Origin of the sequence: Cronobacter turicensis (genome assembly GCF_041222865.1) — a bacterium.
GTDB classification, from domain to species: Bacteria; Pseudomonadota; Gammaproteobacteria; order Enterobacterales; family Enterobacteriaceae; genus Cronobacter; species Cronobacter turicensis.
Window position 1 is genome coordinate 1,958,928 of the sequence record NZ_CP165997.1, and the last position, 23,334, is coordinate 1,982,261.

The 23,334-nt window shown below is 57.3% G+C and carries 24 protein-coding genes; 13 read left to right on the plus strand and 11 right to left on the minus strand.

Annotated features, from left to right (window positions below; all coding sequences use genetic code 11):
- Positions 1–8: 8 nt before the first annotated feature.
- Positions 9–515 (minus strand): thiol peroxidase, encoded by a 507-nt coding sequence (gene tpx / locus AB8W27_RS09415; protein ID WP_041923607.1) that lies wholly within the window; start codon positions 513–515, stop codon positions 9–11.
- Between the two features lie 136 nt (positions 516–651).
- On the opposite strand from tpx, the gene ycjG reads away from it, so the two are divergent.
- Positions 652–1,650 carry an L-Ala-D/L-Glu epimerase gene (ycjG, locus tag AB8W27_RS09420; protein WP_041923606.1) on the plus strand — a complete coding sequence of 333 codons (999 nt, stop codon included), beginning with the start codon at positions 652–654 and terminating at the stop codon, positions 1,648–1,650.
- Here the strand turns inward: ycjG and mpaA are convergent.
- Complete coding sequence (gene mpaA, locus AB8W27_RS09425) at positions 1,632–2,345, minus strand: murein tripeptide amidase MpaA (RefSeq protein ID WP_015741411.1); 714 nt, start codon at positions 2,343–2,345, stop codon at positions 1,632–1,634. The two genes, ycjG and mpaA, sit on opposite strands and share 19 nt — an antisense overlap.
- A gap of 244 nt (positions 2,346–2,589) precedes the next feature.
- Here mpaA and AB8W27_RS09430 point away from each other — a divergent pair, with 244 nt between their 5' ends.
- Positions 2,590–4,206 (plus strand): ABC transporter substrate-binding protein, encoded by a 1,617-nt coding sequence (locus AB8W27_RS09430; RefSeq protein ID WP_015741410.1) that lies wholly within the window; start codon positions 2,590–2,592, stop codon positions 4,204–4,206.
- Between the two features lie 62 nt (positions 4,207–4,268).
- Here AB8W27_RS09430 and AB8W27_RS09435 read toward each other — a convergent pair whose 3' ends face one another.
- From AB8W27_RS09435 to AB8W27_RS09445, 3 genes are all read right to left on the minus strand, one after another.
- Complete coding sequence (locus AB8W27_RS09435; protein ID WP_007761799.1) at positions 4,269–4,709, minus strand: lysozyme inhibitor LprI family protein; 441 nt, start codon at positions 4,707–4,709, stop codon at positions 4,269–4,271.
- Between the two features lie 118 nt (positions 4,710–4,827).
- Positions 4,828–5,163, minus strand: a complete 336-nt coding sequence (locus tag AB8W27_RS09440) for an anti-adapter protein IraM (protein WP_015741409.1) — start codon at positions 5,161–5,163, stop codon at positions 4,828–4,830.
- 493 nt (positions 5,164–5,656) lie between these two features.
- Entirely contained in the window at positions 5,657–6,238 is a 582-nt protein-coding gene (locus tag AB8W27_RS09445) for a hypothetical protein (protein ID WP_015741408.1), read from the minus strand.
- Positions 6,239–6,477: 239 nt separating this feature from the next.
- Here AB8W27_RS09445 and AB8W27_RS09450 point away from each other — a divergent pair, with 239 nt between their 5' ends.
- Positions 6,478–6,744: a hypothetical protein gene (locus AB8W27_RS09450; protein WP_015741407.1), complete on the plus strand. Its 267-nt coding sequence runs from the start codon at positions 6,478–6,480 to the stop codon at positions 6,742–6,744.
- A 137-nt stretch (positions 6,745–6,881) separates the two neighbouring features.
- Here AB8W27_RS09450 and AB8W27_RS09455 read toward each other — a convergent pair whose 3' ends face one another.
- From AB8W27_RS09455 to AB8W27_RS09470, 4 genes are all read right to left on the minus strand, one after another.
- Positions 6,882–7,121 (minus strand): general stress protein, encoded by a 240-nt coding sequence (locus tag AB8W27_RS09455; RefSeq protein ID WP_007761764.1) that lies wholly within the window; start codon positions 7,119–7,121, stop codon positions 6,882–6,884.
- 743 nt (positions 7,122–7,864) lie between these two features.
- On the minus strand, positions 7,865–9,616 hold the full coding sequence (locus AB8W27_RS09460; protein WP_015741405.1) for a GGDEF and EAL domain-containing protein: 1,752 nt from the start codon (positions 9,614–9,616) through the stop codon (positions 7,865–7,867).
- 203 nt (positions 9,617–9,819) lie between these two features.
- Positions 9,820–10,011: a hypothetical protein gene (locus tag AB8W27_RS09465; protein ID WP_015741403.1), complete on the minus strand. Its 192-nt coding sequence runs from the start codon at positions 10,009–10,011 to the stop codon at positions 9,820–9,822.
- Between the two features lie 73 nt (positions 10,012–10,084).
- Complete coding sequence (locus AB8W27_RS09470) at positions 10,085–10,408, minus strand: hypothetical protein (protein WP_041923604.1); 324 nt, start codon at positions 10,406–10,408, stop codon at positions 10,085–10,087.
- 201 nt (positions 10,409–10,609) lie between these two features.
- Here AB8W27_RS09470 and AB8W27_RS09475 point away from each other — a divergent pair, with 201 nt between their 5' ends.
- The 4 genes from AB8W27_RS09475 to AB8W27_RS09490 all read left to right on the plus strand — a co-directional run bounded on the left by AB8W27_RS09475 (position 10,610) and on the right by AB8W27_RS09490 (position 12,574).
- Entirely contained in the window at positions 10,610–10,783 is a 174-nt protein-coding gene (locus AB8W27_RS09475; protein WP_007761753.1) for a GhoT/OrtT family toxin, read from the plus strand.
- Between the two features lie 78 nt (positions 10,784–10,861).
- Positions 10,862–11,065, plus strand: a complete 204-nt coding sequence (locus AB8W27_RS09480) for a hypothetical protein (RefSeq protein WP_007761751.1) — start codon at positions 10,862–10,864, stop codon at positions 11,063–11,065.
- Between the two features lie 61 nt (positions 11,066–11,126).
- Positions 11,127–12,110, plus strand: coding sequence for a zinc transporter ZntB (gene zntB / locus AB8W27_RS09485; protein ID WP_015741401.1), 984 nt, complete (start codon positions 11,127–11,129; stop codon positions 12,108–12,110).
- A 314-nt stretch (positions 12,111–12,424) separates the two neighbouring features.
- Positions 12,425–12,574: a hypothetical protein gene (locus tag AB8W27_RS09490; protein ID WP_007761747.1), complete on the plus strand. Its 150-nt coding sequence runs from the start codon at positions 12,425–12,427 to the stop codon at positions 12,572–12,574.
- 39 nt (positions 12,575–12,613) lie between these two features.
- Here the strand turns inward: AB8W27_RS09490 and ttcA are convergent, their stop codons facing one another.
- The gene (gene ttcA, locus AB8W27_RS09495) at positions 12,614–13,546 is read right to left on the minus strand and encodes a tRNA 2-thiocytidine(32) synthetase TtcA (RefSeq protein WP_015741400.1); all 933 of its coding nucleotides are present in this window, start codon (positions 13,544–13,546) and stop codon (positions 12,614–12,616) included.
- Between the two features lie 283 nt (positions 13,547–13,829).
- Here ttcA and AB8W27_RS09500 point away from each other — a divergent pair, with 283 nt between their 5' ends.
- The 3 genes from AB8W27_RS09500 (at position 13,830) to AB8W27_RS09510 (ending at position 17,296) form a co-directional block, all read left to right on the plus strand.
- On the plus strand, positions 13,830–14,942 hold the full coding sequence (locus AB8W27_RS09500; protein WP_015741398.1) for an endonuclease/exonuclease/phosphatase family protein: 1,113 nt from the start codon (positions 13,830–13,832) through the stop codon (positions 14,940–14,942).
- A gap of 409 nt (positions 14,943–15,351) precedes the next feature.
- A complete protein-coding gene (locus AB8W27_RS09505; RefSeq protein ID WP_015741396.1) occupies positions 15,352–16,209 on the plus strand; it encodes an SDR family oxidoreductase in 858 nt (285 codons plus the stop codon).
- 16 nt (positions 16,210–16,225) lie between these two features.
- Complete coding sequence (locus tag AB8W27_RS09510) at positions 16,226–17,296, plus strand: class I mannose-6-phosphate isomerase (RefSeq protein WP_041923603.1); 1,071 nt, start codon at positions 16,226–16,228, stop codon at positions 17,294–17,296.
- On the opposite strand, the gene AB8W27_RS09515 is transcribed toward AB8W27_RS09510, so the two are convergent.
- A complete protein-coding gene (locus AB8W27_RS09515) occupies positions 17,277–19,082 on the minus strand; it encodes a sigma-54-dependent Fis family transcriptional regulator (protein ID WP_041923602.1) in 1,806 nt (601 codons plus the stop codon). The genes AB8W27_RS09510 and AB8W27_RS09515 overlap by 20 nt on opposite strands.
- 270 nt (positions 19,083–19,352) lie before the next feature.
- Here AB8W27_RS09515 and AB8W27_RS09520 point away from each other — a divergent pair, with 270 nt between their 5' ends.
- The 3 genes from AB8W27_RS09520 to AB8W27_RS09530 all read left to right on the plus strand — a co-directional run bounded on the left by AB8W27_RS09520 (position 19,353) and on the right by AB8W27_RS09530 (position 23,334).
- Complete coding sequence (locus AB8W27_RS09520; RefSeq protein WP_041923601.1) at positions 19,353–20,873, plus strand: aldehyde dehydrogenase family protein; 1,521 nt, start codon at positions 19,353–19,355, stop codon at positions 20,871–20,873.
- A 32-nt stretch (positions 20,874–20,905) separates the two neighbouring features.
- A complete protein-coding gene (adhP, locus tag AB8W27_RS09525) occupies positions 20,906–21,937 on the plus strand; it encodes an alcohol dehydrogenase AdhP (RefSeq protein WP_041923600.1) in 1,032 nt (343 codons plus the stop codon).
- 353 nt (positions 21,938–22,290) lie between these two features.
- Positions 22,291–23,334: a hypothetical protein gene (locus AB8W27_RS09530; RefSeq protein ID WP_015741390.1), complete on the plus strand. Its 1,044-nt coding sequence runs from the start codon at positions 22,291–22,293 to the stop codon at positions 23,332–23,334.

Sequence of the window (23,334 nt, forward strand, 5' to 3'; positions counted from 1 at the left end):
GAGACGATTTACGCTTTCAGCGCGTCGAGCGCTGCGTCGTAGTTCGGCTCGTGGGTGATTTCATTCACCAGCTCGCTGAAAACCACCTCGTCGTTCTCGTTAACCACCAGCACCGCGCGAGCGGTCAGACCTTTCAGCGCGCCTTCCTCGATGCCCACGCCGTATTCTTTCGCGAATTCCGGGTTACGCAGGGTGGAGAGCGTGATGACATTGCTCAGGCCTTCCGCGCCGCAGAAGCGGGACTGCGCGAACGGCAGGTCAGCGGAGATGCACAGCACGACGGTGTTTTCCATCCCGGTCGCCAGCTGGTTGAATTTACGCACGGACGCGGCGCAGACGCCGGTGTCGATGCTCGGGAAAATGTTCAGTACTTTACGCTTACCGGCAAACTGGCTCAGTGAAACGTCAGACAGATCTTTTGCCACCAGGCTGAACGGCGCCGCTTTGCTGCCTGCCTGCGGGATCTGACCCACTACGGAAACCGGATTGCCCTGGAAATAGACGATTTGTGACATAGTTATCTTCCTGTTTACATATAGTTAACGTCGCCGCTAGTGTATGTGATCCCGCTGTGGATGAATATAAAAAACTGTCCCGGCAGGCTAACTTTCCAGTCGCTATACTGAGGCAAAGCCCGTTGCGAGGAAAATAATGAGAAGCGTAAAAGTGTATCAGGAAGCCTGGCCGCTCCATTCGCCGTTTGTGATTGCCCGCGGCAGCCGCAGTGAAGCGGTGGTGGTCGTGGTGGAGCTGGAAGAAGAGGGCGTCAGGGCTGTGGGCGAATGCACGCCCTATCCGCGCTACGGTGAAAGCGTGGCCTCGGTGATGGCGCAAATCATGACTATCGTGCCGCAGATCGAAGCCGGGCTTGATCGGGCCGGATTGCAGAAATTGCTGCCGGCGGGTGCCGCGCGCAACGCCGTCGACTGCGCACTGTGGGATCTCGACGCGCGCCGGGCGGGCGACACGCTGGAGGCGTTTTTAGAGGTCACGCTACCGGACCAGCACACCACCGCGCAGACGGTCGTCTTAGGCGCGCCGGAACAGATGGCGAGCAACGCCGCGCTCCTGTGGGAAAAAGGCGCACGGCTGCTGAAAATCAAACTCGACGACACCTTTATCACCGAGCGGATGGTCGCTATTCGCGGGGCGGTGCCGGACGCGACGCTGATTGTGGATGCCAACGAATCCTGGCATGCGGAAGGGCTGGCGGCGCGCTGTCAACTGCTCGCGGATCTCGGCGTGCAGATGCTGGAGCAGCCGCTGCCCGCCTCTGATGACCGGGCGCTGGAAAACTTTATTCACCCGCTGCCTATCTGCGCCGATGAGAGCTGCCACACGCGCGGCAGTCTGAAGACGCTCGCCGGGCGCTATGAGATGATCAATATTAAGCTCGATAAAACCGGCGGTTTGACCGAGGCGCTGGCGCTGGCCCGTCAGGCGACAGAGGACGGATTCGGGCTGATGCTCGGCTGTATGCTCTGTACCTCACGCGCCATCGGCGCCGCGCTGCCGCTGATCCCGCAAATGCGCTTTACCGATCTCGACGGCCCCACCTGGCTTGCGGTGGATGTCGAGCCCGCCTTACGCTTTACGCCCGGCCAGCTCTATCTCTATTCTGACGTCGGGCCTCAGCCTTCGTCGTCGTAATGCAACAGCGCGGTCATCGCCGCCAGATAACGCTCGGTAGCGTCGTCGGCGGAGATGGCCGGAAACTCAGCCGTGATGCACGTTAACCCCAGATCGGCGCACCAGCTGCCGAACGAGCCGGGCGTTTCATAACCGACGCTGGTGACGTGCGGCAGGCCAAACGCATCCGCGAGCCACCGGCCGAGCGGCGTCTGCTGCGGATCTTCGATACAACCCAACGGATCGTGAAACGACACCACCCAGGCGGGTTTCAGCTGATGAATTAACTGGCACAGCGCGGCGGTTTCCGGCTCCGAGCCTGGCTTTTCGCCGGTGGAGAGCGTCACGTCGCGCGCCTCGGCGGCGCTGTTCCATCGATAGACGGTTTCACCTGGCTGCCAGTTAGCCGCCGGAAAATTGCGATTGAGATCGACCCCGCGGGCGTTGGCGCGCAGGCCGAGCTGGCAGCCGTCCGGATTGACCGCCAGCACCACATGATGCCGCCGGTGCGCGGGCGCAAGCGTGCGCAGCGCGCAGGAGAGCGTTACCAGCGCCGCGTTCTCATCGCCGTGGGTGCCTGCGATGATAAGACCCGGCGCGCGCTGCGCCTCGGGCGCCGGAAACCAGAGCAGCGGCGCGCCGAGCGCCGATTCGCCATAACGCCGGGCGTCGTCAGTTAAAGCGCCGCGCTGGGCGCGTGGTCGAAGCGTATTCATACGAGGGCCGCCATCAAAGGGAGATAACAGGAGTGTTAACGACATTTCGCTGAAATTCAACAGCCTGACGGTCACTCACGCGTTGCGCTTTATTTAAACGTTCAGGCATTAACGCTTTGATCTGAGGCGGGGTCAGCGCGCAAAATCGCGGCCTGCGGTTTGCAATTTATATTCATCCAACAAATAATTCCCCGACAGCGCCCGGAGAGAGCGGTTCGGCGCGGGACACGAGAACGAGGACCTCATGAAAATTCCTGTAAGCTTTACCCTGAGCGCATTATGGGTGGCGACCGCGCTGACCGGCGCCTTTGCCGCCGACGTGCCGCCCGGCACGGCGCTTGCCGAACGCCAGACGCTGGTACGGCACCTGAAAGACGAACCCGCCTCGCTGGATCCGGCGAAAGCGGTGGGGCTGCCGGAGATCCAGGTGCTGCGCGATCTCTTTGAAGGGCTGGTCAATCAGAATGAAAAAGGCGAACTGGTGCCGGGTGTCGCCACGCAGTGGCAGACGAACGACAACCGCATCTGGACGTTTACGCTTCGCGATAACGCCCGGTGGTCTGACGGCACGCCGGTGACGGCGCAGGATTTTGTCTACAGCTGGCAGCGCATGGTCGACCCGAAAACCACCTCGCCGTTCGCCTGGTTCTTTGCGCTGGCAGGTCTCGCGAATGCACAGGCGATTATCGACGGCAAACTGGCCCCGACGCAGCTTGGCGTGAGCGCCGTGGATGCGCATACGCTGAAAGTGACGCTGGATAAGCCGCTGCCGTGGTTCCCGTCGCTGGCCGCCAACGCGGCGCTCTATCCGGTGCAGAAAGCCAATGTGGAGCAGGGCGGCGACTGGACGCGCCCCGGCAAGCTGGTGGGTAACGGCGCGTTTGTGTTGCAAGACCGCGTGGTCAACGAAAAGCTGGTGCTGACGCCCAATACGCACTACTGGGATAACGCGAAAACCGTGCTGACGCAGGTAACGTTTTTACCGGTGAATCAGGAATCCGCCGCCACCAAGCGCTATCTCGCAAATGACATCGATATCACCGAGTCCTTTCCGAAAAACCTCTACCAGAAGCTGAAAAAAGAGATCCCCGATCAGGTCTTCACGCCGCCGCAGCTTGGCACCTATTACTATGCGTTTAACACGCAGAAAGGTCCGACAGCGGACCCGCGCGTGCGCCTGGCGCTTAGCATGACTATCGATCGCCGTCTGATGGCCGAAAAAGTGCTCGGCACCGGCGAGAAACCGGCCTGGCGCTTTACGCCGGACGTGACCGCAGGCTTTACGCCCGCGCCGTCGGAGTGGGAGCAGGTGAGCCAGCAGGAGCTTAACGCCCAGGCGAAAACGCTGCTGCAGGCGGCCGGTTACGGCCCGGCGCGTCCGCTTAACCTGACGCTGCTCTATAACACGTCTGAAAACCACCAGAAAATCGCGATTGCCGTGGCGTCGATGTGGAAAAAGAATCTGGGTGTGGAGGTGAAGCTGAAAAACCAGGAGTGGAAAACGTATATCGACAGCCGCAATACCGGGAATTTCGATGTGATCCGCGCCTCCTGGGTGGGGGATTATAACGAACCGTCAACGTTTCTTTCGCTGCTGACATCCACCCATAGCGGAAATATTGCGCGCTTTAACAATCCCGATTACGACAAAGTGCTGCAACAGGCCGCGCAGGAGAATTCCGCCAAAGCGCGTAATGACGATTACAATAGCGCCGAGAGAATTATCTCAACCCAGGCGCCGATTGCGCCGATTTATCAGTACACCAATGGCCGGTTAATTAAGCCGTGGCTGAAAGGTTATCCGATTAATAACCCGGAAGACGTGGCCTACAGCCGCACAATGTATATCCTTAAGCATTGATTTTTCCCGGCGCCGGCCGTAGCGGCGGCGCCGGAAATATCTCCTCAGACGCCAGTGTTGAATTACTTTTCCGCTTCCGGGTGAATCAGCGCGAGCTCTTGCACCCGGCGCTGGTTCATATTAATCACGCAGCTTAACGCGTGGGCAGCAAGCCAGGGCGTACCGGCGGCCGAGGCGCTCGCGGCCGTACAGAAAGCATCCCGGGCGTCCGTCCATTGCTGCTGGCTTAGCTTCAGCGCTTCCACCATCTGGGTGCGCCGCGCCTCATCGCCCTGCGGCCAGCGGGTATAATCAAAGTTCTGTAACTCCGTCACTTTGGCGTTAAACGCTTGCTTAAGCTGGTTATCAGATTCCAGGCCCGCCGCTTCGAGGCACTCGCTGCCGTTCTCGCCCGCCTGTTGACCACAGGCATCCGCCGCCGCGCTGCGGGTTATCTCATCCGCCTGCGCGCAGAGCGGGCTTAACAGCAGCGCCAGCAGCGCAGTATTCAGAAGGTATTTCACGGGTATGCATTCCTGTTTTGTGAAATAAAAAGACGCTGGCACGTCGTCACCGGGCGGCGTGTCGGTGTGAGATTGAACCATGCCTGTCTGGAAAATTCTATGCGAAACGGCTTAACGATCAGTGTCGCTGGAACGGACAGTAGAGGAGTTTACATTTACGCCGGTAAATACATCGGCTCACGCTTCGCTGATGGTTGCCTGCGCAGTGGGTATTGCTGTGAACGATGGTTTGCCAGAAACGGGGATTATAAAACGTGGTCCGGTACAGGGTTATCTGAACAGGGTGATCATTCACCACGATCGCCTCGCCATTAAGAGTGAGCTTATCGCCTGGCGATAAATAAAACGTGGCTTTGTACCACAGGATAAGTTTGAAAGCGCGTTGCGAGGAAATCAGGCTAAATACAGAATTGGTGTCGGTGCTTACTACAGAATCAACCACCCGCCAGTGCATTCTTCTCTCCATATCGGTTTTACGTACTTAAATGGCGTGCGCATCGGTTCACTGATGCAAGTCTTTCAATTGTAACGTCAGAAAAGTAAATTTTTTCGGCGGGGGAGGCCATAAACCGCAAGAAGGGTAAAGAAACATTATATATTCTAAAGCATCTCTTTTTGTTTATCGATGAAATAATTCGCAATTCAATAATTGACGTAATTTTAAGTGCGTTTATTAATAGTCAGGTTACGTAAATAATATAAAATCCAATGAAAAACGCGGCGGTATTTCTGAAAAACCGAAGTTTATTGCGCCTGCATAATCCAGACGTCTGAAATGCATAAAAAATAACTCTCCGCAGGCATTGCGCGACTGTGAAGTAAATTTAACTTAAAAAGCGCGGTGTTTGCTTAATAAATCGTCGGCCGAAAATCACGCCGGGGCACATTACGGACTTCTCCGGCATGCCCTGCGGTTGCGACAGTATAATAAGAGCGCAACCGCGCATTCAGAGCGCGCTGAGCTGGCGGTAGAGCGGGCCCGCGTTTTTATCAAGTTGAGGAAACAGGCTTTGTGGCCAGAGGTCGGGGAGGGGATCGCGGTAAGCCAGCGCGACAAAGGCGTCGGGTTGACTGACGCTGTAACTGAAGCTTGAAAACGTGGTGGCGGTTTTGACTTCGACATCTGCCAGATACGGCGCCGCGCCGTCGCTGATACGCCAGACATACAGCAGTTCAACGTCACGGATGCTTATTTCGCTCATTACGCGGGCGATATCGTTACGGTGAGTTTTGCGCCAGCGCGATGTGGTGTTCTGCTCGACCATCTGATTGCTGTGCACGCGGAATTTATCGGTCAGTTCAGCCAGCTCCGGCGCGGGTAGCTTACAGGAAAAGAGCACGACGTCGCGCCCGCCCGCGTCTTCAAAGCTGCGCCAGGCGCCCTGCACGCAATCGGTGCGGGCCTCAAAGGCCTGACCGAGGGAGTGCTCCCCGGCGCTGAGGGATTTGACCTGGTCGATGCTGTCTGCATCACACCCTTGCAACAAAAACACTGCCCCGGCAACTGCCAGAATGCCGAACCGCTTCATCTCACTCTCCCTTTGCCTGTAGCGCGATGACACGCACCCTCGCTCCAGGTGTGATGGTTGGCTGGTGTGGCGTAACAGGTGCCAGCCGCAGGTTACTGCTTTCATGCATATCAGTTATCGGCCGCGTTTCGTATCGCTTTAATTTTATTGGTGAAGTCGGTATAGCGTGCCATACACACACCGCAGGAACAACGGGTGTAAGCTACACTTAGCCTGTCTGAGTCACTCGGGGAGCCGATATGCCTTCTATCCAGCTGCATCTGAAAGACCGCCCGGAAGTGGATTTTACCGCCAGCTACAGCGTGAGTGAACCCGATACGGTTACCGGGGAAACGGTGAAAACATTTGAGATCGATAAATCGCAGGAGATAAGCGCTTTTGCCGCGCTGCGTCAGGGGGAGCCGGTCTGTTTTGTATTGCCAAGCGGGGAAGCGCAGGAGGTGTTTCTTACCGATGAAACGGCGGAAAACTATATTTTCAGCAGCCGTGAGCACGAGCGGCGCTAATTAAACCGCCCGGCGAACACCATAAAAAAAGGAGAGCATAGCGCTCTCCTTTATATTTCCTGATGTTCAAAATGTCTTAAAACTTACAGCGCCTGCGCTATTAGCAGTGCATTATGCTTGCCTTGCGGTAACCCGTATCAGGAACGACCGCCGCCGTGGCTGTTTTCACCACCTTTACGCCCCGCTTCAGAGGCGCGTTCGCGGTCATTTTTAAAATTCCCCCCGCTTTGCTGGCCGCCTTTCTGGCCTGCTTCAGAGGCACGCTGCGGATCGTTTTTAAAATTACCGCTGCTATGCTGACCGCCTTTCTGCCCTGCGTCAGAGGCGCGCTGACGATCTTCTGCGAAGTTACCTGAACCACCACGATGCTGAGTCATATATTTCTCCTCATGTTGTTGGTCGTACTTATTACAGCAGTGCGTGACTGCTATCGAAAACGTATTAATAACTGTAGATAAGATATTTTTGGGGTGCAAGTCAGTGGCCAGGAAAAATAGCCTTTTAAAACAAACTGACTGTTTTACCGTTAAATTTTCCTGATGTGTTTGTTCTTATTTTTCACGATAAAACCTTCGTAAGTGGAGTAATTTATAAAGATGCGAACGAGACGGCAGTATACTTATTGGTCATTATGTTTCGCTGGTAATGAAATTAATATGATGAATTCTCAAGACATATTTTGACGTATTTTTATAGCGCATGTCTGGTCAGGCGGCGCCAGCGTTGAGCATGGGAGCCCGGCCGCGAGGCTGCACAGCAGACGCTGACAACCGTGGCGAGAGGTGAAGAAAAAATGCAGGAGGCGAGGAAGTGCATAAAAAGGCGGTTCATCCCTGAACCCCTGATGCCCTGGTGGTGGCAAAGATAGCCTTAGCGCATTGCTAAGGTCTGCAAATAAGCGTAGACGGGAAATATTCCGGTACAAAATTATTTTTCATTTCACGGGTTTTCTCTGGCGTATTACTGAAATGCCTCGGTTTTAACTGTGTATTAATATACAAAAGCATAAACTGTATGGATATTAATGCTAAACATCAAAAAGAGGAAGGTTATTATCGGGCCTTCCCAAAACCTGCAGAAAATGATTCTCCGGCGTTGAAGCGCGCCGGAGAAAGGTTATTTATATCCACTGCGCGATATATTCGGGCTCCACCGGGCGCGAGAAGAAATACCCCTGAGCTTCATCGCAGCCAAACTCCAGCAGCAGACGCGCGGTTTCGGCATCCTCCACGCCTTCGGCCAGCACCACGTAATCCAGCTCTTTCAGCATCTGGATAACGTTACGCACGATAATCTGGCTGCTGCGCTCCTGGGCGATGCTTGAGGTCAGTGAGCGGTCGAGCTTGATAATGTCGATAGGGATGCGGCGCAGGTAGTTGATGTTGCTGTAGCCTGCGCCGAAGTCATCGAGCAGGATCTTAAATCCGCGCAGCTTCAGCATGTCCATCTCGTTGAGCGCAGTTTCGCTTTCCAGCGCTTTTTCAGTCTCCAGGCATTCGATACGGATATCGTTCGTCGAGAGCCCGGCGCGCAGAACACGCTCTTCCAGCGCGTCGGCAAAACCGGTACGCGAGAGATCGCTGACGCTGATATTGACCGACAACGGCAGGTTGATGCCCTCCTGGCGCCACTTTTGCAGTTGCAACAGCGCGGCGCCTATCACCCATTGCGTAATCTCTTCCATCAGGCTGGTGTTTTGCGCCAGAGGAATAAACACGCCGGGCGGAATATCGCCGCGCGTCGGGTGACGCCAGCGCAGCAGCGCCTCCGCACCGACGGCCCGGTTGGTGCTGAGTTTGATTTTCGGCTGGTACATCAGATAAAGCCCGCGGTTTTTGGCGATGCTCTCGCTGAGATCGTGCAGCAACTGGAAATCGACGTTGCGTTTCTCATCGCGCCCGGCGTCAAACACCATATGGCGCTTGTTAAGCCAGATTGCCTCGTGCAGCGCGCTGATGGCGCGACGCAACGCCTCGTTGGGCGTCGTTTTCTCCGGCTGCCAGCCCACTTCGCCAGCAAAAATATTCAGCCGGATATTAATACCCTGCAGCATGCGCGCGTTCACCAGCGGCAGTATCGCGGCGTTACGACGAATAGCTTTTTGATTGCGCGTTTTTAACAGCAGCGCGTAGCGGCCCGTCGCCACGTTATAGAGTACGGTGTCGTTTTTGAGCCGCAGCCTCATGCGCAGCAACGGGCCGAGATCGTTAAGCAGCGTCTCCAGCGCGGGCATGCCGAGCGAGCGCGCCAGCTCGTAGGCGGAGGGCATATCGATGCAGTCGAAAATCATCAGCGTGAAGCGCTCGGCGCTACCGCTGGCGGCGAGCCGCTCCATATCGGCCAGTAGTTTCTGGCGATTGGGCAGGCGGGTTACCGGATCTAAAAAACCGACCGCGTTTAATGTCTCAAGCCAGGCACCGGTCAGCCCGGCGATAAGCGTGAGCGTCCGGGCGCGCTCGTCATCAAACGGCTGCGCCACGGTATCCGTTATGCCGATGGTGCCGGTCAGGCTGCCGTCGCGCGTGCGCAGCGGCGCACAGGCGAAAAACCGCACGTGAGGAGCGGCCACGACCAGCGGATGCTGACTCGCCTGCGTATCCAGCGTCGTATCGCAGCACCAGACCGGCTCGTTGTGCGCGCACAGCGGCTGTGTCAGTACGGCCGCGTCGAGCTGCAACGGTTCGGGGTGCGCAAGGTGTACCGGCAGCCCCGCTTTATCCACCACGGCGATAAAACACCCAGGAATGCCGAGCGCGAGGCTTGCGAGTCTCGCGAATTGCAGCAGTACCGGGTCCTGGTGCCCGTGATTTCCCCGGAGCATATCCAGGGCTGCCATGCGTCTGGCATCTTTTCTGTCGATGTGGCTAAACATAGGGGTGCTACCTTTATGCACGGCTTCTTTTGTGGCGCGGACGCCTCGGGCTTTTACTGTCAACGCGGGCGTTGGGTTATCTGCATCATCGGCAAGGGGACGCGGAGCTTTAACGCTATGCGCGGCGTTTACTCAAAAAATTCAGCAGGCACGACATGGCAGGGCGTTAAAAAACGCCCGTCAGAAACCGCGCAAGACGTTAATCAGAAATAGCGGCGCGCTGGCCACTTCATACAGGCAAAACACCACCAGGCGACGATATTCAGGCCCGGTAGCGTCAATAGCAGCGCCATCGACCAGCCGAACCCCGCTCGTCTGGCGATTTTATAAGAAGGGATAAAAATCAGCAGCCAGACCATAAAGGCCAGCGCCAGCGTGGGTATTCCAGGCAGCATAAGCGTCTTCCCCGTCCATTTTCAGATGGTTATCGGCAGCGCAGAGGGAAAGTTGAGAATTATCTGAAAGCGATCAGCGAATGGCCAGCACCGTCAGCGGCGCGCGCAGCATTGTGAATAGCTGAAACTGGCTGGCGTCTGAGACATCGCGCAGAACGTCGCCGTTGCGGTATATCAGGCTTTTGATGTGTCCGAGCTGGCGCCAGACGACAATCGCCGAGGCGATAAGCGAACAGTTCCGTTCCGTCTGAAGACACTCCAGCGTGGCGTACTGAGTTTCATCCAGTTGATTCGTAAAGACCTGAAGCGCATCCGCAGGAATAATGGCTTTAATGTCATCAAGCATAACGTCGCTGACAGCGTGGGAAAGACGTAACGTAACGCGTGTGGTTCTCATTGCGACAGAGTGGCCCTGAGTTGTAAAATTTATGCATAGGCTGACGTTAACACATCACGCGCGGATTTGATTCATCCATGTTTACAGCGGGATTAAGGTGAAGCAGATCAAGTTTTTCTGCGCGGCGGCCTTCACTGAGACTTGATCTGCGTCATAAAAAATCGCATATTGCGACCGCATTCTCAGTATGGATACGCCATCATGACGCTCTATCAACATATGCTCGTGTTTTACGCCGTTATGGCGTCGATCGCGGCGCTCATTACCTTTTTTATTGCGAAAGACAAAACCAGCATTAAGCTGCTCTGCGCAACGCTTATTGGCGCGACCTGGCCGATGAGTTTTCCCGTTGCCCTGCTGGTAGCGCTGTTTTAATCCGCAACCGAATCGCTCCGGCTTGAAATTCCTGTGCAATGTAGCACCATAAAGCCAGTTGAATTACCGGAGTGAAGTATGCTGCCTGAAAATTACGCCTCCCGCAGCGATGCGGAAAAACGCCTGCTGGCGGTGAACGCCGCGCTTGAACTTATCAAAGCCTCCGTGGCGGCCCCGAATAACTATGAAGGGCGTGATAAGCTCGCCAAAGATATCGAATATACCCGCCATCATCTGGCTGAACTGGCCGACGCCATTCAGGCCGCGCTGGAAAACCGTTAAGCCTGGGCAGGGGCTGGCGCGTTCAGCCTTTCCTCATTCGAACTGAACATCAGGAGACGCGATGGAGGCCATTAAGGGCTCTGAAGTAAATGTGCCGGATGCGGTCATCGCCTGGCTGCTGGACGGTCACGGCGGCGTAAAGCCGTTGCAGAATGACTGCGTTATCGATAAAGACCATCCCTGCTGGCTGCACCTGAACTATGCCAACCAGGAAAGCGCGCAGTGGCTCACTGAGACGCCGCTGCTGCCAAATATGGTGCGCGACGCGCTGGCGGGCGAGAGCCTGCGGCCGCGCGTCACGCGCATGGGCGACGGTACGCTGATTACGCTGCGCTGCATTAACGGCAGCACTGACGAACGTCCGGACCAGCTGGTGGCGATGCGGCTCTATATCGACGAGCGGCTTATCGTCTCCACGCGTCAACGTAAGGTGCTGGCGCTCGACGATATCATTCACGATCTGAACGAGGGCAGCGGCCCGGCGGATGTCGGCGGCTGGCTGGTGGACGCCTGCGATGCGCTGACCGATCACGCCAGCGAATTTATCGAAGAGCTGCACGATAAAATTATCGATCTGGAAGACAATCTGCTGGAAGAGATCGTGCCGCCGCGCGGCGTGCTGGCGCTGCTGCGCAAACAGTTGATTGTCATGCGTCGCTATATGTCGCCGCAGCGCGATGTCTTTTCACGCCTCGCCAGCGAGCGATTTAGCTGGATGAATGACGATCAGCGCCGCCGGATGCTGGATATCGCTGACCGCCTTGGTCGTGGGCTGGATGAAATCGACGCCTGTATCGCGCGCACCGCGGTGATGGCCGATGAAATTTCCCAGACGATGCAGGAGTCGCTGTCGCGCCGCAGTTATACGATGTCGCTGATGGCGATGGTCTTTCTGCCCAGTACGTTTCTTACGGGGCTGTTTGGCGTCAACCTTGGCGGCATTCCCGGCGGCGGCTGGCATCTGGGCTTTAGCGTTTTCTGCGTAGCGCTGGTGCTGGTGATTGGCGGTGTTACGTGGTGGTTACATCGAAGTAAATGGTTGTAAAAAAACGCCTTTTGCGCGCAAAGTGAACCAAAAAACCTCACGAGTTTGAGCGACATCAAGAAATGGTACGCCGTTTCACGGCATCATTCCTGTCGCAGGTGAATGCAACGTCAAGCGATGGGCGTTGCGCTCCATATTGTCTTACTTCCTTTTTTGAATTACTGCATAGCACAATTTGATTCGTACGATGCCGACTTAATTAAGTCGGCTTTTTTTTGCCTGCTGATTTTAACGTGACGCCGCCGCGGCTCGCTTTTCCCTTCTGTGACGCATCTTCTACGCTTAACGTATCTGCCATCAAAGAGGAAGCGACGATGCATCATCTGTATCAGACGACCATGAGCGATCCGGTGCCCATTGATCCCGTACCCGTGCCGGACCCAATCCCGACGCCGCAGCCGGTTCCCGATCCGCCATCGCCGGACCCGCGTCCCATCGACGATCCGCCGCCGCACATGCGTTAAGCAGGCAAAAAAAAGCCCTCCGCGGGGAGGGCATCAGGCTTATTTGATTTCCAGCACATCGAGGCGCTGCATCGGCGGCGCCTCTTCATCTTCCGGCGCCCAGCCGGTGGGCATCATCGGGATCTCTTCGCGATCAAACGCCAGATCGCCGCCGTTCACCACTTCAGAGCCGTGATGAATGCCTTTGAAGTCGAACAGTTCGGTGTCGCACAGGTGCGACGGCACGACATTCTGCATCGCGCTGAACATCGTTTCGATACGGCCCGGATAACGTTTATCCCAGTCGCGCAGCATATCGGCGATCACCTGACGCTGCAGGTTCGGCTGTGAGCCGCAGAGGTTGCACGGAATAATCGGGAAGCCTTTCGCCTGCGAGAAACGTTCAATGTCTTTTTCACGGCAGTAGGCGAGCGGGCGAATCACGATATGTTTACCGTCATCGCTCATCAGCTTCGGCGGCATTCCTTTCATTTTTCCGCCGTAGAACATATTCAGGAACAGCGTTTGCAGAATGTCGTCACGGTGATGACCCAGCGCGATTTTGGTTGCGCCAAGCTCAGTGGCGGTGCGGTAAAGAATGCCGCGACGCAGACGTGAGCAGAGCGAGCAGGTGGTTTTCCCTTCGGGGATCTTCTCTTTGACGATCCCATAGGTATTTTCCTCAACGATTTTATATTCCACGCCAAGGGCCGCCAGATATTCCGGCAGAATATGCTCCGGGAAACCCGGCTGTTTCTGGTCGAGATTCACCGCCACCAGCGAGAAATTCACCGGCGCGCTCTGCTGTAAGTTGCGCAAAATCTCCAGCATCGTGTAGCTGTCTTTGCCGCCGGAGAGGCACACCATGATGCGGTCGCCTTCTTCAATCATATTGTAATCGGCGATAGCTTCGCCGACATTGCGGCGCAGGCGCTTCTGCAATTTGTTGAGGTTGTACTGCTCTTTTTTGCTAATTTCTTGAATTTCAGACATTTAAAAGTGGCTCAGTTCTGCGTTGCGGCGCGCTCTGGCGGATTGCCCGGCGCGCGTATTCACCGTTGGCCTGCCCGCGCGCGGCGGAGATTGCCGCAGGCGCCAGCAGGCCCGAATGTGTTCCTGTGCGTGGCGTGTATGGTACGGATTACGGCGACGAATACCAGCGCGTTTTGCGCCGTAGCGCCTGTTTTGAAGACGTAACAATTTGCTGCCACACTGAGAAAGACCTGATGCCGGGCTTCGGAGTCTGCGGCGGGGGATAACCACAACGGGAGGGGCTATGCGTCTGGCGTCTTATAACGTAGAAAACCTGTTCGATCGCGCGCGCGTGATGTCGCAAAGCAGCTGGTCGCAGGGACGGCCGGTGCTGGAGAAATTCGCGCGGCTTAATGAGTTGCTCGGCGAAATTACCTACAGCGAGGCCAGCAAGAAAGAGATGGTTAAGCTCATGGTGGCGCTCGGGCTTGAGAAATCCGACACCGGGCCGTTTGTCATCCTGCGCCGTAACCGCGGCAACCTCCTGAAGCGCCCGCGCGACGGCGGTATCGAGATTATCGCCAGCGGTCGCGCCGACTGGGTCGGTTCGCTTGAGCTTATCGACTCGCCGGTGGATGAAGTCGCCATGCGCATCACCGCAAAAGTGATGAGCGATCTTAACGCCGATGTGCTGGCCGTGGTGGAGGCGGAGAGCCGTCCGGCGCTGGCGGCGTTTAACCAGGAAATTATCGCGGCGCTCGGCGGCGAGCCGTTTCGTCATGTGATGGTCATCGACGGCAACGACAGCCGCGGCATCGATGTTGGCCTGCTTACCGGCGCGGAATATCCCATCGGCCCGATGCGCAGCCACGTGGACGACCGCGACGCGCGCGGCCAGCTGATTTTTTCGCGCGACTGCCCGGAATATTCAGTGCCGCTGGCAAACGGCGATACGCTATGGGTGATGGTCAATCATCTGAAGAGTAAAGGCTACGGCGGTAAAGCGGAGTCCGACGCGAGGCGCAAAGCGCAGGCGCAGCGGGTCGCGGACATCTACAAAGCGCGCCGCGACGCCGGCGAGCAGTTTATTGCTATCGCGGGCGATTTCAACGACACGCCGGAGAGCGACACCCTGGCGCCGCTGCTGAAAGAGACCGATCTGCGCGACGCCTTTACTCACCCGGCCTTTGACAATGGCGGGTATCCCGGCACCTGGGGCAACAGCGCCAAAAACAACAAGCTCGATTACATTCTGCTGTCGCCCGCGCTCTGGGAGCGCGTCACCGCAGGCGGCGTCATCCGTAAGGGCATGTGGCCCGGTGAACGACCCGTTAAATGGGACGTTTACCCGGAACTGAAAAAGCCGCAACAGGCAGGTTCCGATCACGCAGCACTTTGGGTGGATCTCAATATTTAAACGCGGTTTTTTTAAACGCCGGGCTACGCAGCGTCCGCGCGGCCCGGATTTATCAGCGCTTTCTCATCCAGTGAAAAATAATAAAAACCGGCGCGCCTCGCGTAATATTTTTCACGTCGGCATGGATGAATTAATCAATTATAAGTCTTTGTTAATAAATTAAATTTGCCCTGCAGGCTCCGCCTCGCTAATAACGCGATCCGCATGGCATCACCCCACCAAAATAATCGTCCGCGCCGGGTAAAATTTACCCGTTTGGTTTCCCGCTTCGCTTGCATAAATATCTCGTCAACTATACTGAAACCTGATTTTATCGTTGGCGCTGATAAGCGTCAGGTTCCTGAAACCCGGATGTCTTTCGCACTGTTTACGTTCCGGCGCGAAAGGAAAAGAAACAGGAGAACAAACCATGACGACACGTCCACAACCGCCATTCCCTGAACAGCAGCAGAATGTCCCAGGCAGCACCGCGAAGATGCAGCCGCAGCCCGATCACGGCGAAACGAGCTATAAAGGCTCCGGGCGCCTCTCCGGTAAAGCCGCCATCATTACCGGCGGTGATTCCGGCATCGGCCGCGCGGTCGCTATCGCGTATGCCCGTGAAGGGGCCGATGTGCTGATCTCTTATCTTGATGAACATGACGATGCCAAAGACACCGCGCGTCTGGTGGAAGAAGCGGGCCGCAAAGCGATACTGGTGCCTGGCGATATCACCGACGCCGCTCACTGCCGCGCGCTGGTGCAAAAAGCCGCCGAGGAATTCGGGAAAATCGACATTGTGGTCAACAACGCGGCGTTCCAGATGACCCGCGATTCGCTGGATGAAATCAGCGATGAAGAGTTCGACCGCACCATGAAAACCAACCTCTACGGCATGTTCTGGATCTGCAAAGCGGCCGTGCCGCATATGCCGGCGGGCGGTTCCATCATCAACACCGCGTCGGTCAACGCCGACCAGCCGAAGCCTAAGCTCATCGCGTATTCCGCCACCAAAGCGGCTATCGTGAACTTCTCCGGCAGCCTGGCCGCGCTGCTCGCCGAAAAAGGCATTCGCGCGAACGCCGTCGCGCCGGGCCCCATCTGGACGCCGCTTATCCCGTCCACGATGCCGCCGGAGCAGGTCAAAGAGTTTGGCAGCCAGGTGCCGCTCGCTCGCGCCGGTCAGCCAGCGGAACTGGCGCCGGTCTATGTGATGCTGGCAAGCGACGAGGCAAGCTATGTCTCCGGCGCGACCGTTGCCGTCACGGGCGGCCAGGCGGTTATCTGATAAAAAGGAGAGAGGGATGCTCAACTATCCGCTTACGCTGACGACGCCGCTCGCGACCCACATCTTCGGCGGCACGCGCATCAAAACGCAGCTCGGTAAGGCGGAGCTGCCGGAATCGCGCATCGCTGAAACCTGGGAGGTTAGTGACGTCGATGGCATGATAGCGACCGTCACCAATGGCGAATTCGCCGGCATGTCGCTGCGTGAGCTGACGACGCGCTATCCCGATGAACTGGTCGCGCCTGGCTGGCGCGGCCCGTACTTTCCGCTACTCAGCAAATTTATCGACGGCAGCGGCATGCTGCCGGTGCATCTGCACGCGAACGACGACACGGCGCAGCGCCTGGAAAATCAGCCCAACGGTAAAACCGAGGCCTGGCATATTCTCTGGGCGGCACCCGGCGCCACCTGTCTTGTCGGTATCAAAACTGGCGTGAAAAAAGCGGCGATCCGCGAGGCGCTGCTGGCGGGCGATTACGACCGCGTCATGTACCGCCTGCCGCTGAAAACCGGTGATACGATTTATGTGCCGGGCGGCCAGCTGCACGCCTTCGGGCCGGATACGCTGATCTATGAAATAGAACAGACGTCTGATATTCAGCAGCACGCGATGCCGTGGAATATGGAAGATGGCTCGCCGGTACCGCCTGACGAGCAGGCCAGTAACATCGATAAACTGCTGGAAGAGTTGCGCCCGGAACTGCTGACCCAGCCGCAGCGCGGGCTGGTGCTGGAAGAGTGCGCCGCCGTTCAACGTTTGCTGTGCTGCGCCGGGCCTTACTTCGCGCTGGAGCGCTGGCGCTTCGACACCTGCTACGACTACCACTTCTCCTCGGTGCGTATTGTCACCAACATCGGCGCGCCGGTAACCCTTCACACCCCGAATGGCGCGGTGATGACGCTTGCGCGCGCGCAGAGCGTTATCCTGCCCGCCGCCCTCGGCGAAGCGGAGTTTTGCGGCAAAGGAGAGTTGCTGGTGAGTTACGTGCCGGATCTGGCGCAGGAGATTGTCGCGCCGCTGCGCGCCGCAGGCTACCCGCAGGCGGCCATCGACGCGCTTGGCGATATCAGCGGGCGTCTGCGCTAGCGCGCTGCTTCTCAAGCCGCCGGTAGAGCGTACTGCGCGAGACGCCAAGCTTACGCGCTGCCAGGCTCATATTGCCATTCACGCTCTGTAACACGGCGTCCACATCCGGCGCAGCATTCTCTGAAGGCTGCGCCGTTTCTTTATGTCCGTCTACGGAACAATAGGGGGGCGGCAGGTCGCGTAACGTGACAACGTCACCCTCATCGGCCAGCGCCAGCAGCACTTTCAGCAGGCTCGCGAGCTGGCGCACATTCCCCGGCCAGGGGAGACGCGCGATATGTTCCACCAGCCCGGCAGAGAGCGTAACGCCGCGCCGCGCGCCGCCCAGCTCCTGCCATAACCGCTGTACAAAGCGCGGTAGCGCGGGCCAGTCGCGCAGCGGCGGTATGCGCAGCCGGTACTCTTCAATACGGTAAAAGAGATCTTCGCGAAACGCGCCGCGCGCCACCATTTCGTCCAGCGGGCGGTGGGTGGCGCAGATAAGCGTAAACGCCACCGGCACAGCGCGGGTGCCGCCGAGCGGAACCACTTTTTTCTCCTGCAGCACCCGCAACAGGCGGGTCTGCATCGCAAGCGGCATATCGCCGATTTCATCAAGAAACAGCACGCCACCGTCGGCTTCGCGGATTTTACCGATATACCCGCGGCTGCTGGCGCCGGTGAACGCGCCAGGCTGGTAGCCGAAAAGCTCCGATTCAATCAGCTGCTCGGGCAGCGCGGCGCAGTTAATGGCGACGAACGGGCCGTCGCGCCACTGGCTCTGCTGGTGCAGGCGGCGGCTCAGGTGCTCTTTACCGCAGCCGGTTTCGCCGGTAATGCACAGCGCGATGCCCGCGTTCAGCAGGCGCAACGCCTTGGCGGTCTCAACGCCGCTCTCTTCGTCCTGCGCGATCGCGGGATGCGCGGCCCAGACGCGCCGCGCCGGAAGCTGACGGCGGGCGTGGTAGCGGCGCTGATTAATGGCGGTAAGCGCGTCGTCATCGCCTGCGGGCAGCGCCTGCGGGAACAGCGCGTCGAGGGAGAGGGTGCCGATATGCGCGGTGGAAAGCTTGAATTCATCCATCGCCAGTTTATTGGCGGCAACCAGCCGGTTATCGCTGAACGCCAGCAACAGTTCCTGGGCTGAGCCGAGAGCGGCGGGATCGGTGTGCAGGCGCAGCAGCCACTGCTGTGCGTCGAGTTGCGCGATAACCCAGTCGTGCTCCAGCTGGCGCACGGCCTGGCGCATCAGACGGCCTGCCTCCGCGACCGGCTGACGGGCGGGCGTCGAGAGATCGAGCACGCCCGCGATCTGTCCGTCCGGGCGAAACACCGGCACGCCGTAGCAGTAAAGCCCGGCGTTCTGATTGAGAAAATGCTGGCTGCCGTGGACTTCGCACGGCGCATGCAGCGCCAGCGCGGTGCCGATGGCGTTGGTGCCGCGCGCATGTTCGCCCCACAGATTGCCGGGCGCGAGCGCCACACGCTGCGCCTTATGCAGAAACTGGTTATTGCCGAAGGTATCCAGCACCAGGCCGGTATCGTCAGAGGCGACCACGACCGACGGCGCGCGGTTAAGGCTTTCGCCGAGCCGCTGCATCAGCGGGCGGGCCAGCTGTTGCAGCCAGCCATGCTGGGATCGCGCTTCTTCAAGCAGGGCGCGGCTCACAAACGAGGTGGCGTCGTCGTCGCGGGTCAGCCCGTAGCGCTGGCTGCGCTGCCAGGAGTCGTTCAGCAGACACGGAAAAGACAGCTCGTCGCAGTACGGCGTTAAGCCTGCGGAGGTCAACGAGGCGCTGTGCGGCATGGCGTTCTCCGGTAAGTGTACATGTTTCAAATATGTAGCATTTTGGTGTCTCATGTGTTGCGACACATGACACAGTTCCGCGACATTTTCCGCGCGACACGCCGCGACGACGTGCCAGTGCGCGGCACTTATTAATCTCAACACACTGTTTTTAATATATTTTTAAAAGATGCATTTGTGCTGCGCCACTCTGGCATAAGAACTGCTTATCTCTGTGTGCCGCACAGCAGACTGTGCTTAACCGATTGTCGCTACACTGAGGAATTTGCCATGAAATATGCTCACCCCGGTCAGCCTGGTGCTCTCGTTAGCTTTAAACAGCGTTATGGAAACTTTATTGGCGGTCAGTTTGTCGAGCCAGTCGAAGGTCAATATTTCACTAACACCACGCCGGTGACGGGCGCGGTGGTGGCGGAGTTCCCGCGCTCAGGCGCCGCCGACATCGAACGCGCGCTGGATGCGGCCCATGCCGCGGCGCCCGCGTGGGGCAAAACCAGCGTGCAGGAGCGTTCCAATTTGCTGCTGGCCATCGCCGATCGCATGGCGGGCCATATCGAACAGCTGGCGCTCACCGAGAGCTGGGATAACGGCAAACCCATCCGCGAAACGCTGAACGCCGATATTCCGCTGGCGGTGGACCACTTCCGCTACTTCGCCGGTTGTCTGCGCGCCCAGGAGGGCAGCGTGGCGGAAATCGATCAATACACCGTCGCTTATCACATCTACGAGCCGCTCGGCGTGGTCGGCCAGATAATCCCGTGGAACTTCCCAATCCTGATGGCGGCGTGGAAACTCGCGCCTGCGCTGGCGGCGGGCAACTGCGTGGTGCTCAAACCTGCGGAGCAGACGCCGCTTGGCATTTCCGTCTTTATGGAGCTGATTGGCGATCTGCTGCCGCCGGGCGTGGTGAATGTGGTGCATGGGTTCGGGCAGGAGGCGGGCGAAGCGCTGGCGCGCAGCAAACGCATCGAAAAAATCGCATTTACCGGCTCCACGCCGGTCGGACGGCATATTCTGGCCTGCGCGGCGGAAAATATTATCCCCAGCACCGTCGAACTCGGCGGAAAGTCGCCTAATATTTACTTTGCCGACATCATGCAGGCAGAGCCTGAATTTATTGAAAAAGCGGCCGAAGGGCTGATTCTGGGCTTCTTTAACCAGGGGGAAGTCTGTACCTGTCCTTCCCGCGCCCTGATTCAGGAATCGATTTACGAACCCTTTATGGAGCGTGTGCTGGCGCGTATGGCCAACATTCGTAAAGGCGACCCCTATGACACTGACACCATGATTGGCGCACAGGCCTCTCAGGAACAGTTCGACAAAATTCTCTCGTACATCGATATCGCGCGCGGCGAGGGCGGCCAGATCCTCGCGGGCGGCTCGCGTCTGAACCACGGCGCGGCGCTGGAGAAGGGCTTCTACATTGAGCCGACGCTGATTAAAGGCGAGAACGACATGCGCTTCTTCCAGGAAGAGATTTTCGGGCCGGTTATCGGTATCACCACCTTTAAAGACGCCGATGAGGCGCTGAAGCTGGCGAACGCTACCGAATTTGGCCTTGGCGCGGGCCTGTGGACACGTGACACCAATCTTGCCTGGCGTATGGGCCGCGAAATCAAAGCGGGCCGCGTCTGGACCAACTGCTATCACCTCTATCCGGCGCATGCCGCGTTCGGTGGTTATAAAAATTCCGGTATCGGCCGCGAAACCCATAAGAAAGCGCTGGAGCATTACCAGCAGGTGAAAAATTTGCTGGTCAGCTATGACATCCAGCCTCTGAACCTTTTCTGATCCATCCGAACGACCCGTTAACGAGGTGACTGATGAAAGTGATGAAAATGAAAGCGGCCGTGGTAAAAGCCTTCGGGCAGCCGCTGGAGATCCAGGAAGTGCTGGTGCCGGAAGTGACGCCGGGTAAAGTGCTGGTGAAAATCGCCGCGACCGGCGTCTGCCATACCGATTTACACGCGGCGGAAGGCGACTGGCCGGTGAAACCGAACCCGCCGTTTATTCCGGGGCACGAAGGCGTAGGCCACGTCGTGGCGGTCGGTCAGGGGGTGACGCACATTAAAGAGGGCGATCGCGTCGGCGTGCCGTGGCTCTATTCCGCCTGCGGCCATTGCGAACACTGCTTAAGCGGCTGGGAAACGCTCTGTCACGGCCAGCAAAACTCCGGGTATTCGGTGAACGGCACCTTTGCGGAGTATTGCCTGGCGGATGCCAATTACGTCGGCATCTTGCCGGATAATGTTGAATTCACCAGCATTGCGCCAATCCTCTGCGCGGGCGTCACGGTCTATAAAGGGCTGAAAATGACCGACACCAAACCGGGCGACTGGGTGGTGATTTCCGGTATTGGCGGGTTAGGGCATCTGGCTATTCAGTACGCCAACGCCATGGGGCTGAACGTGGCGGCGGTGGATATCGACAAGGATAAGCTGGAGTTCGCGAAACGCCTCGGCGCGCAGGTCGTCGCCAACGCGCTGGAAGTCGATCCGGGCAGCTATTTCCATGACACCTTCGGCGGCGCGCACGGCGTGCTGGTGACGGCGGTCTCGCCAAAAGCGTTCGCGCAGGCCACAACAATGATGCGCCGTGGCGGCACCATGGTGTTAAACGGCCTGCCGCCGGGCAAATTCGATCTCTCTATCTTCGATATGGTGCTGGACGGCACGACGGTGCGCGGCTCGATTGTGGGCACGCGTAAAGACTTGCAGGAGGCGCTCGATTTCGCCGGGCATAACAAAGTGGCGGCGGAAATTGCGGTCGAGCCGCTGGAGAATATCAACGATATTTTCGCTCGTATGCGTAACGGGAAAATCACCGGCCGCATCGTGGTTGATATGTCGCTGTAAAAAAAAGCGCCGCAGGGAGGCGGCGCTTTTTGTTTGCAGCAATGCTGATGTATTAACGCTTACGCTTTTTGACAGCCATAACAATAAAAACCACCAGCAGCGCGCCAATAATCATCCCTAAAGTATGCATCTTATTTCCCCGAGTTTACGTGAAGCCCTTACAGGCAGGCGGCGGAGTATAGCGAATTTCAACTTCAGATTATACCTGGCGATATCCTGACATTAAGCAGGGGAATCGGCGATGGTGGCGGTTTTAAAAAATAATCACGGCGCGGAATTACATCCTTATGGTCAGGTTGCAGGCCAGAATATTTCTCATTAAAGTGTAGGGTTTTATGACTTAAGGAAAGGTCATGTTTGGCTTATTGCATAAATTCTCGCGCCAGTTGCCCGCGCTTATTCTCTTCTGGTGTATTAACTGGTTCATTACGCTCTTTCTGCTCGCGATAGCGAATAAAACACATCACCCGTCGCTGGTCGGCGTAGCCATCTGGTTTAATATGCTGTGGGTGTGTGCGTATATTATTGAATACTACGGACGCGCGGCGTTTCATACCCATGAGCGCAAACGTCTGAAGTGTTTTCTGCCGCGCAAGCAGAACAGCAAAGTGAAAGCCTCGGTAGCGCTGTCTCGCACCGCCATGCTTTCCATCTCTTTAAGCTTTTTACTGGCGGTCGCGCACGCGCCAGGGATTATCGTCTGGTCTCTGGTGGCTGCTTCTTGCTTTTTCGGCGTGTTCAGCCTGCTCCTGTCTTATCTGTTTTGTCTTTCGGTCCTCTCGCCGCTCGCTGCATCGCTACTGAACAAAGCACTGGCCCTGCTGCTGGCGCTGGTGTTGTTTCTTGCCAGAATGATCGCCAGCGGCATTTTGCTTGAATCCTGGGATATTTCTGCCGCGCAGCTCCCGTATACCACCTGGTCAATGACGTTATTTCTGGCGGCATTCATCATGGTGAATATTGCCTATTTAATTGTGATTGTCATTGCAGGCGTGATGGAGGCGAACCTGAAAAATCGCAAGAAACGGGCCAAGCTCTCCATGGACAATCAATATATATTTATCGTGGCATTTACCTGCATTTTATCAGGCTTAATTATGGCTAATACCCGCACGCTGGGCGGCGCGTTATTAAATTCCTTTTATCAGTTTGATACCCGCACTACGTTTCGTTGCGGCGATCGCTACCAGACGATTTATGATCTCGGTGAAAAGGCGCGTTATTTAGCGGTGGGTGAAAATCAATATCGTGGGTTTTTCCTGAAGGACGGGGATTTGCACGGCGTGGCGGTGAAGTGCACGACCGGCGATAAATTTACCTGGTATCGGGTATTAAGTCGCGAGGAGCTGGGTGCAAACGCCCCTGCCAAAAACAGGGGCGATAAAGATAAGCGCTAA

Coding starts and splice junctions, on each gene's coding strand:
- tpx (WP_041923607.1), bottom strand. CDS start 515: ATGTCACAAATCGTCTATTTCCAGGGCAATCCGGTTTCCGTAGTGGGT.
- ycjG (WP_041923606.1), top strand. CDS start 652: ATGAGAAGCGTAAAAGTGTATCAGGAAGCCTGGCCGCTCCATTCGCCG.
- mpaA (WP_015741411.1), bottom strand. CDS start 2,345: ATGAATACGCTTCGACCACGCGCCCAGCGCGGCGCTTTAACTGACGAC.
- AB8W27_RS09430 (WP_015741410.1), top strand. CDS start 2,590: ATGAAAATTCCTGTAAGCTTTACCCTGAGCGCATTATGGGTGGCGACC.
- AB8W27_RS09440 (WP_015741409.1), bottom strand. CDS start 5,163: ATGCACTGGCGGGTGGTTGATTCTGTAGTAAGCACCGACACCAATTCT.
- AB8W27_RS09445 (WP_015741408.1), bottom strand. CDS start 6,238: ATGAAGCGGTTCGGCATTCTGGCAGTTGCCGGGGCAGTGTTTTTGTTG.
- AB8W27_RS09450 (WP_015741407.1), top strand. CDS start 6,478: ATGCCTTCTATCCAGCTGCATCTGAAAGACCGCCCGGAAGTGGATTTT.
- AB8W27_RS09455 (WP_007761764.1), bottom strand. CDS start 7,121: ATGACTCAGCATCGTGGTGGTTCAGGTAACTTCGCAGAAGATCGTCAG.
- AB8W27_RS09460 (WP_015741405.1), bottom strand. CDS start 9,616: ATGTTTAGCCACATCGACAGAAAAGATGCCAGACGCATGGCAGCCCTG.
- AB8W27_RS09465 (WP_015741403.1), bottom strand. CDS start 10,011: ATGCTGCCTGGAATACCCACGCTGGCGCTGGCCTTTATGGTCTGGCTG.
- AB8W27_RS09470 (WP_041923604.1), bottom strand. CDS start 10,408: ATGAGAACCACACGCGTTACGTTACGTCTTTCCCACGCTGTCAGCGAC.
- AB8W27_RS09475 (WP_007761753.1), top strand. CDS start 10,610: ATGACGCTCTATCAACATATGCTCGTGTTTTACGCCGTTATGGCGTCG.
- AB8W27_RS09480 (WP_007761751.1), top strand. CDS start 10,862: ATGCTGCCTGAAAATTACGCCTCCCGCAGCGATGCGGAAAAACGCCTG.
- zntB (WP_015741401.1), top strand. CDS start 11,127: ATGGAGGCCATTAAGGGCTCTGAAGTAAATGTGCCGGATGCGGTCATC.
- AB8W27_RS09490 (WP_007761747.1), top strand. CDS start 12,425: ATGCATCATCTGTATCAGACGACCATGAGCGATCCGGTGCCCATTGAT.
- ttcA (WP_015741400.1), bottom strand. CDS start 13,546: ATGTCTGAAATTCAAGAAATTAGCAAAAAAGAGCAGTACAACCTCAAC.
- AB8W27_RS09500 (WP_015741398.1), top strand. CDS start 13,830: ATGCGTCTGGCGTCTTATAACGTAGAAAACCTGTTCGATCGCGCGCGC.
- AB8W27_RS09505 (WP_015741396.1), top strand. CDS start 15,352: ATGACGACACGTCCACAACCGCCATTCCCTGAACAGCAGCAGAATGTC.
- AB8W27_RS09510 (WP_041923603.1), top strand. CDS start 16,226: ATGCTCAACTATCCGCTTACGCTGACGACGCCGCTCGCGACCCACATC.
- AB8W27_RS09515 (WP_041923602.1), bottom strand. CDS start 19,082: ATGCCGCACAGCGCCTCGTTGACCTCCGCAGGCTTAACGCCGTACTGC.
- AB8W27_RS09520 (WP_041923601.1), top strand. CDS start 19,353: ATGAAATATGCTCACCCCGGTCAGCCTGGTGCTCTCGTTAGCTTTAAA.
- adhP (WP_041923600.1), top strand. CDS start 20,906: ATGAAAGTGATGAAAATGAAAGCGGCCGTGGTAAAAGCCTTCGGGCAG.
- AB8W27_RS09530 (WP_015741390.1), top strand. CDS start 22,291: ATGTTTGGCTTATTGCATAAATTCTCGCGCCAGTTGCCCGCGCTTATT.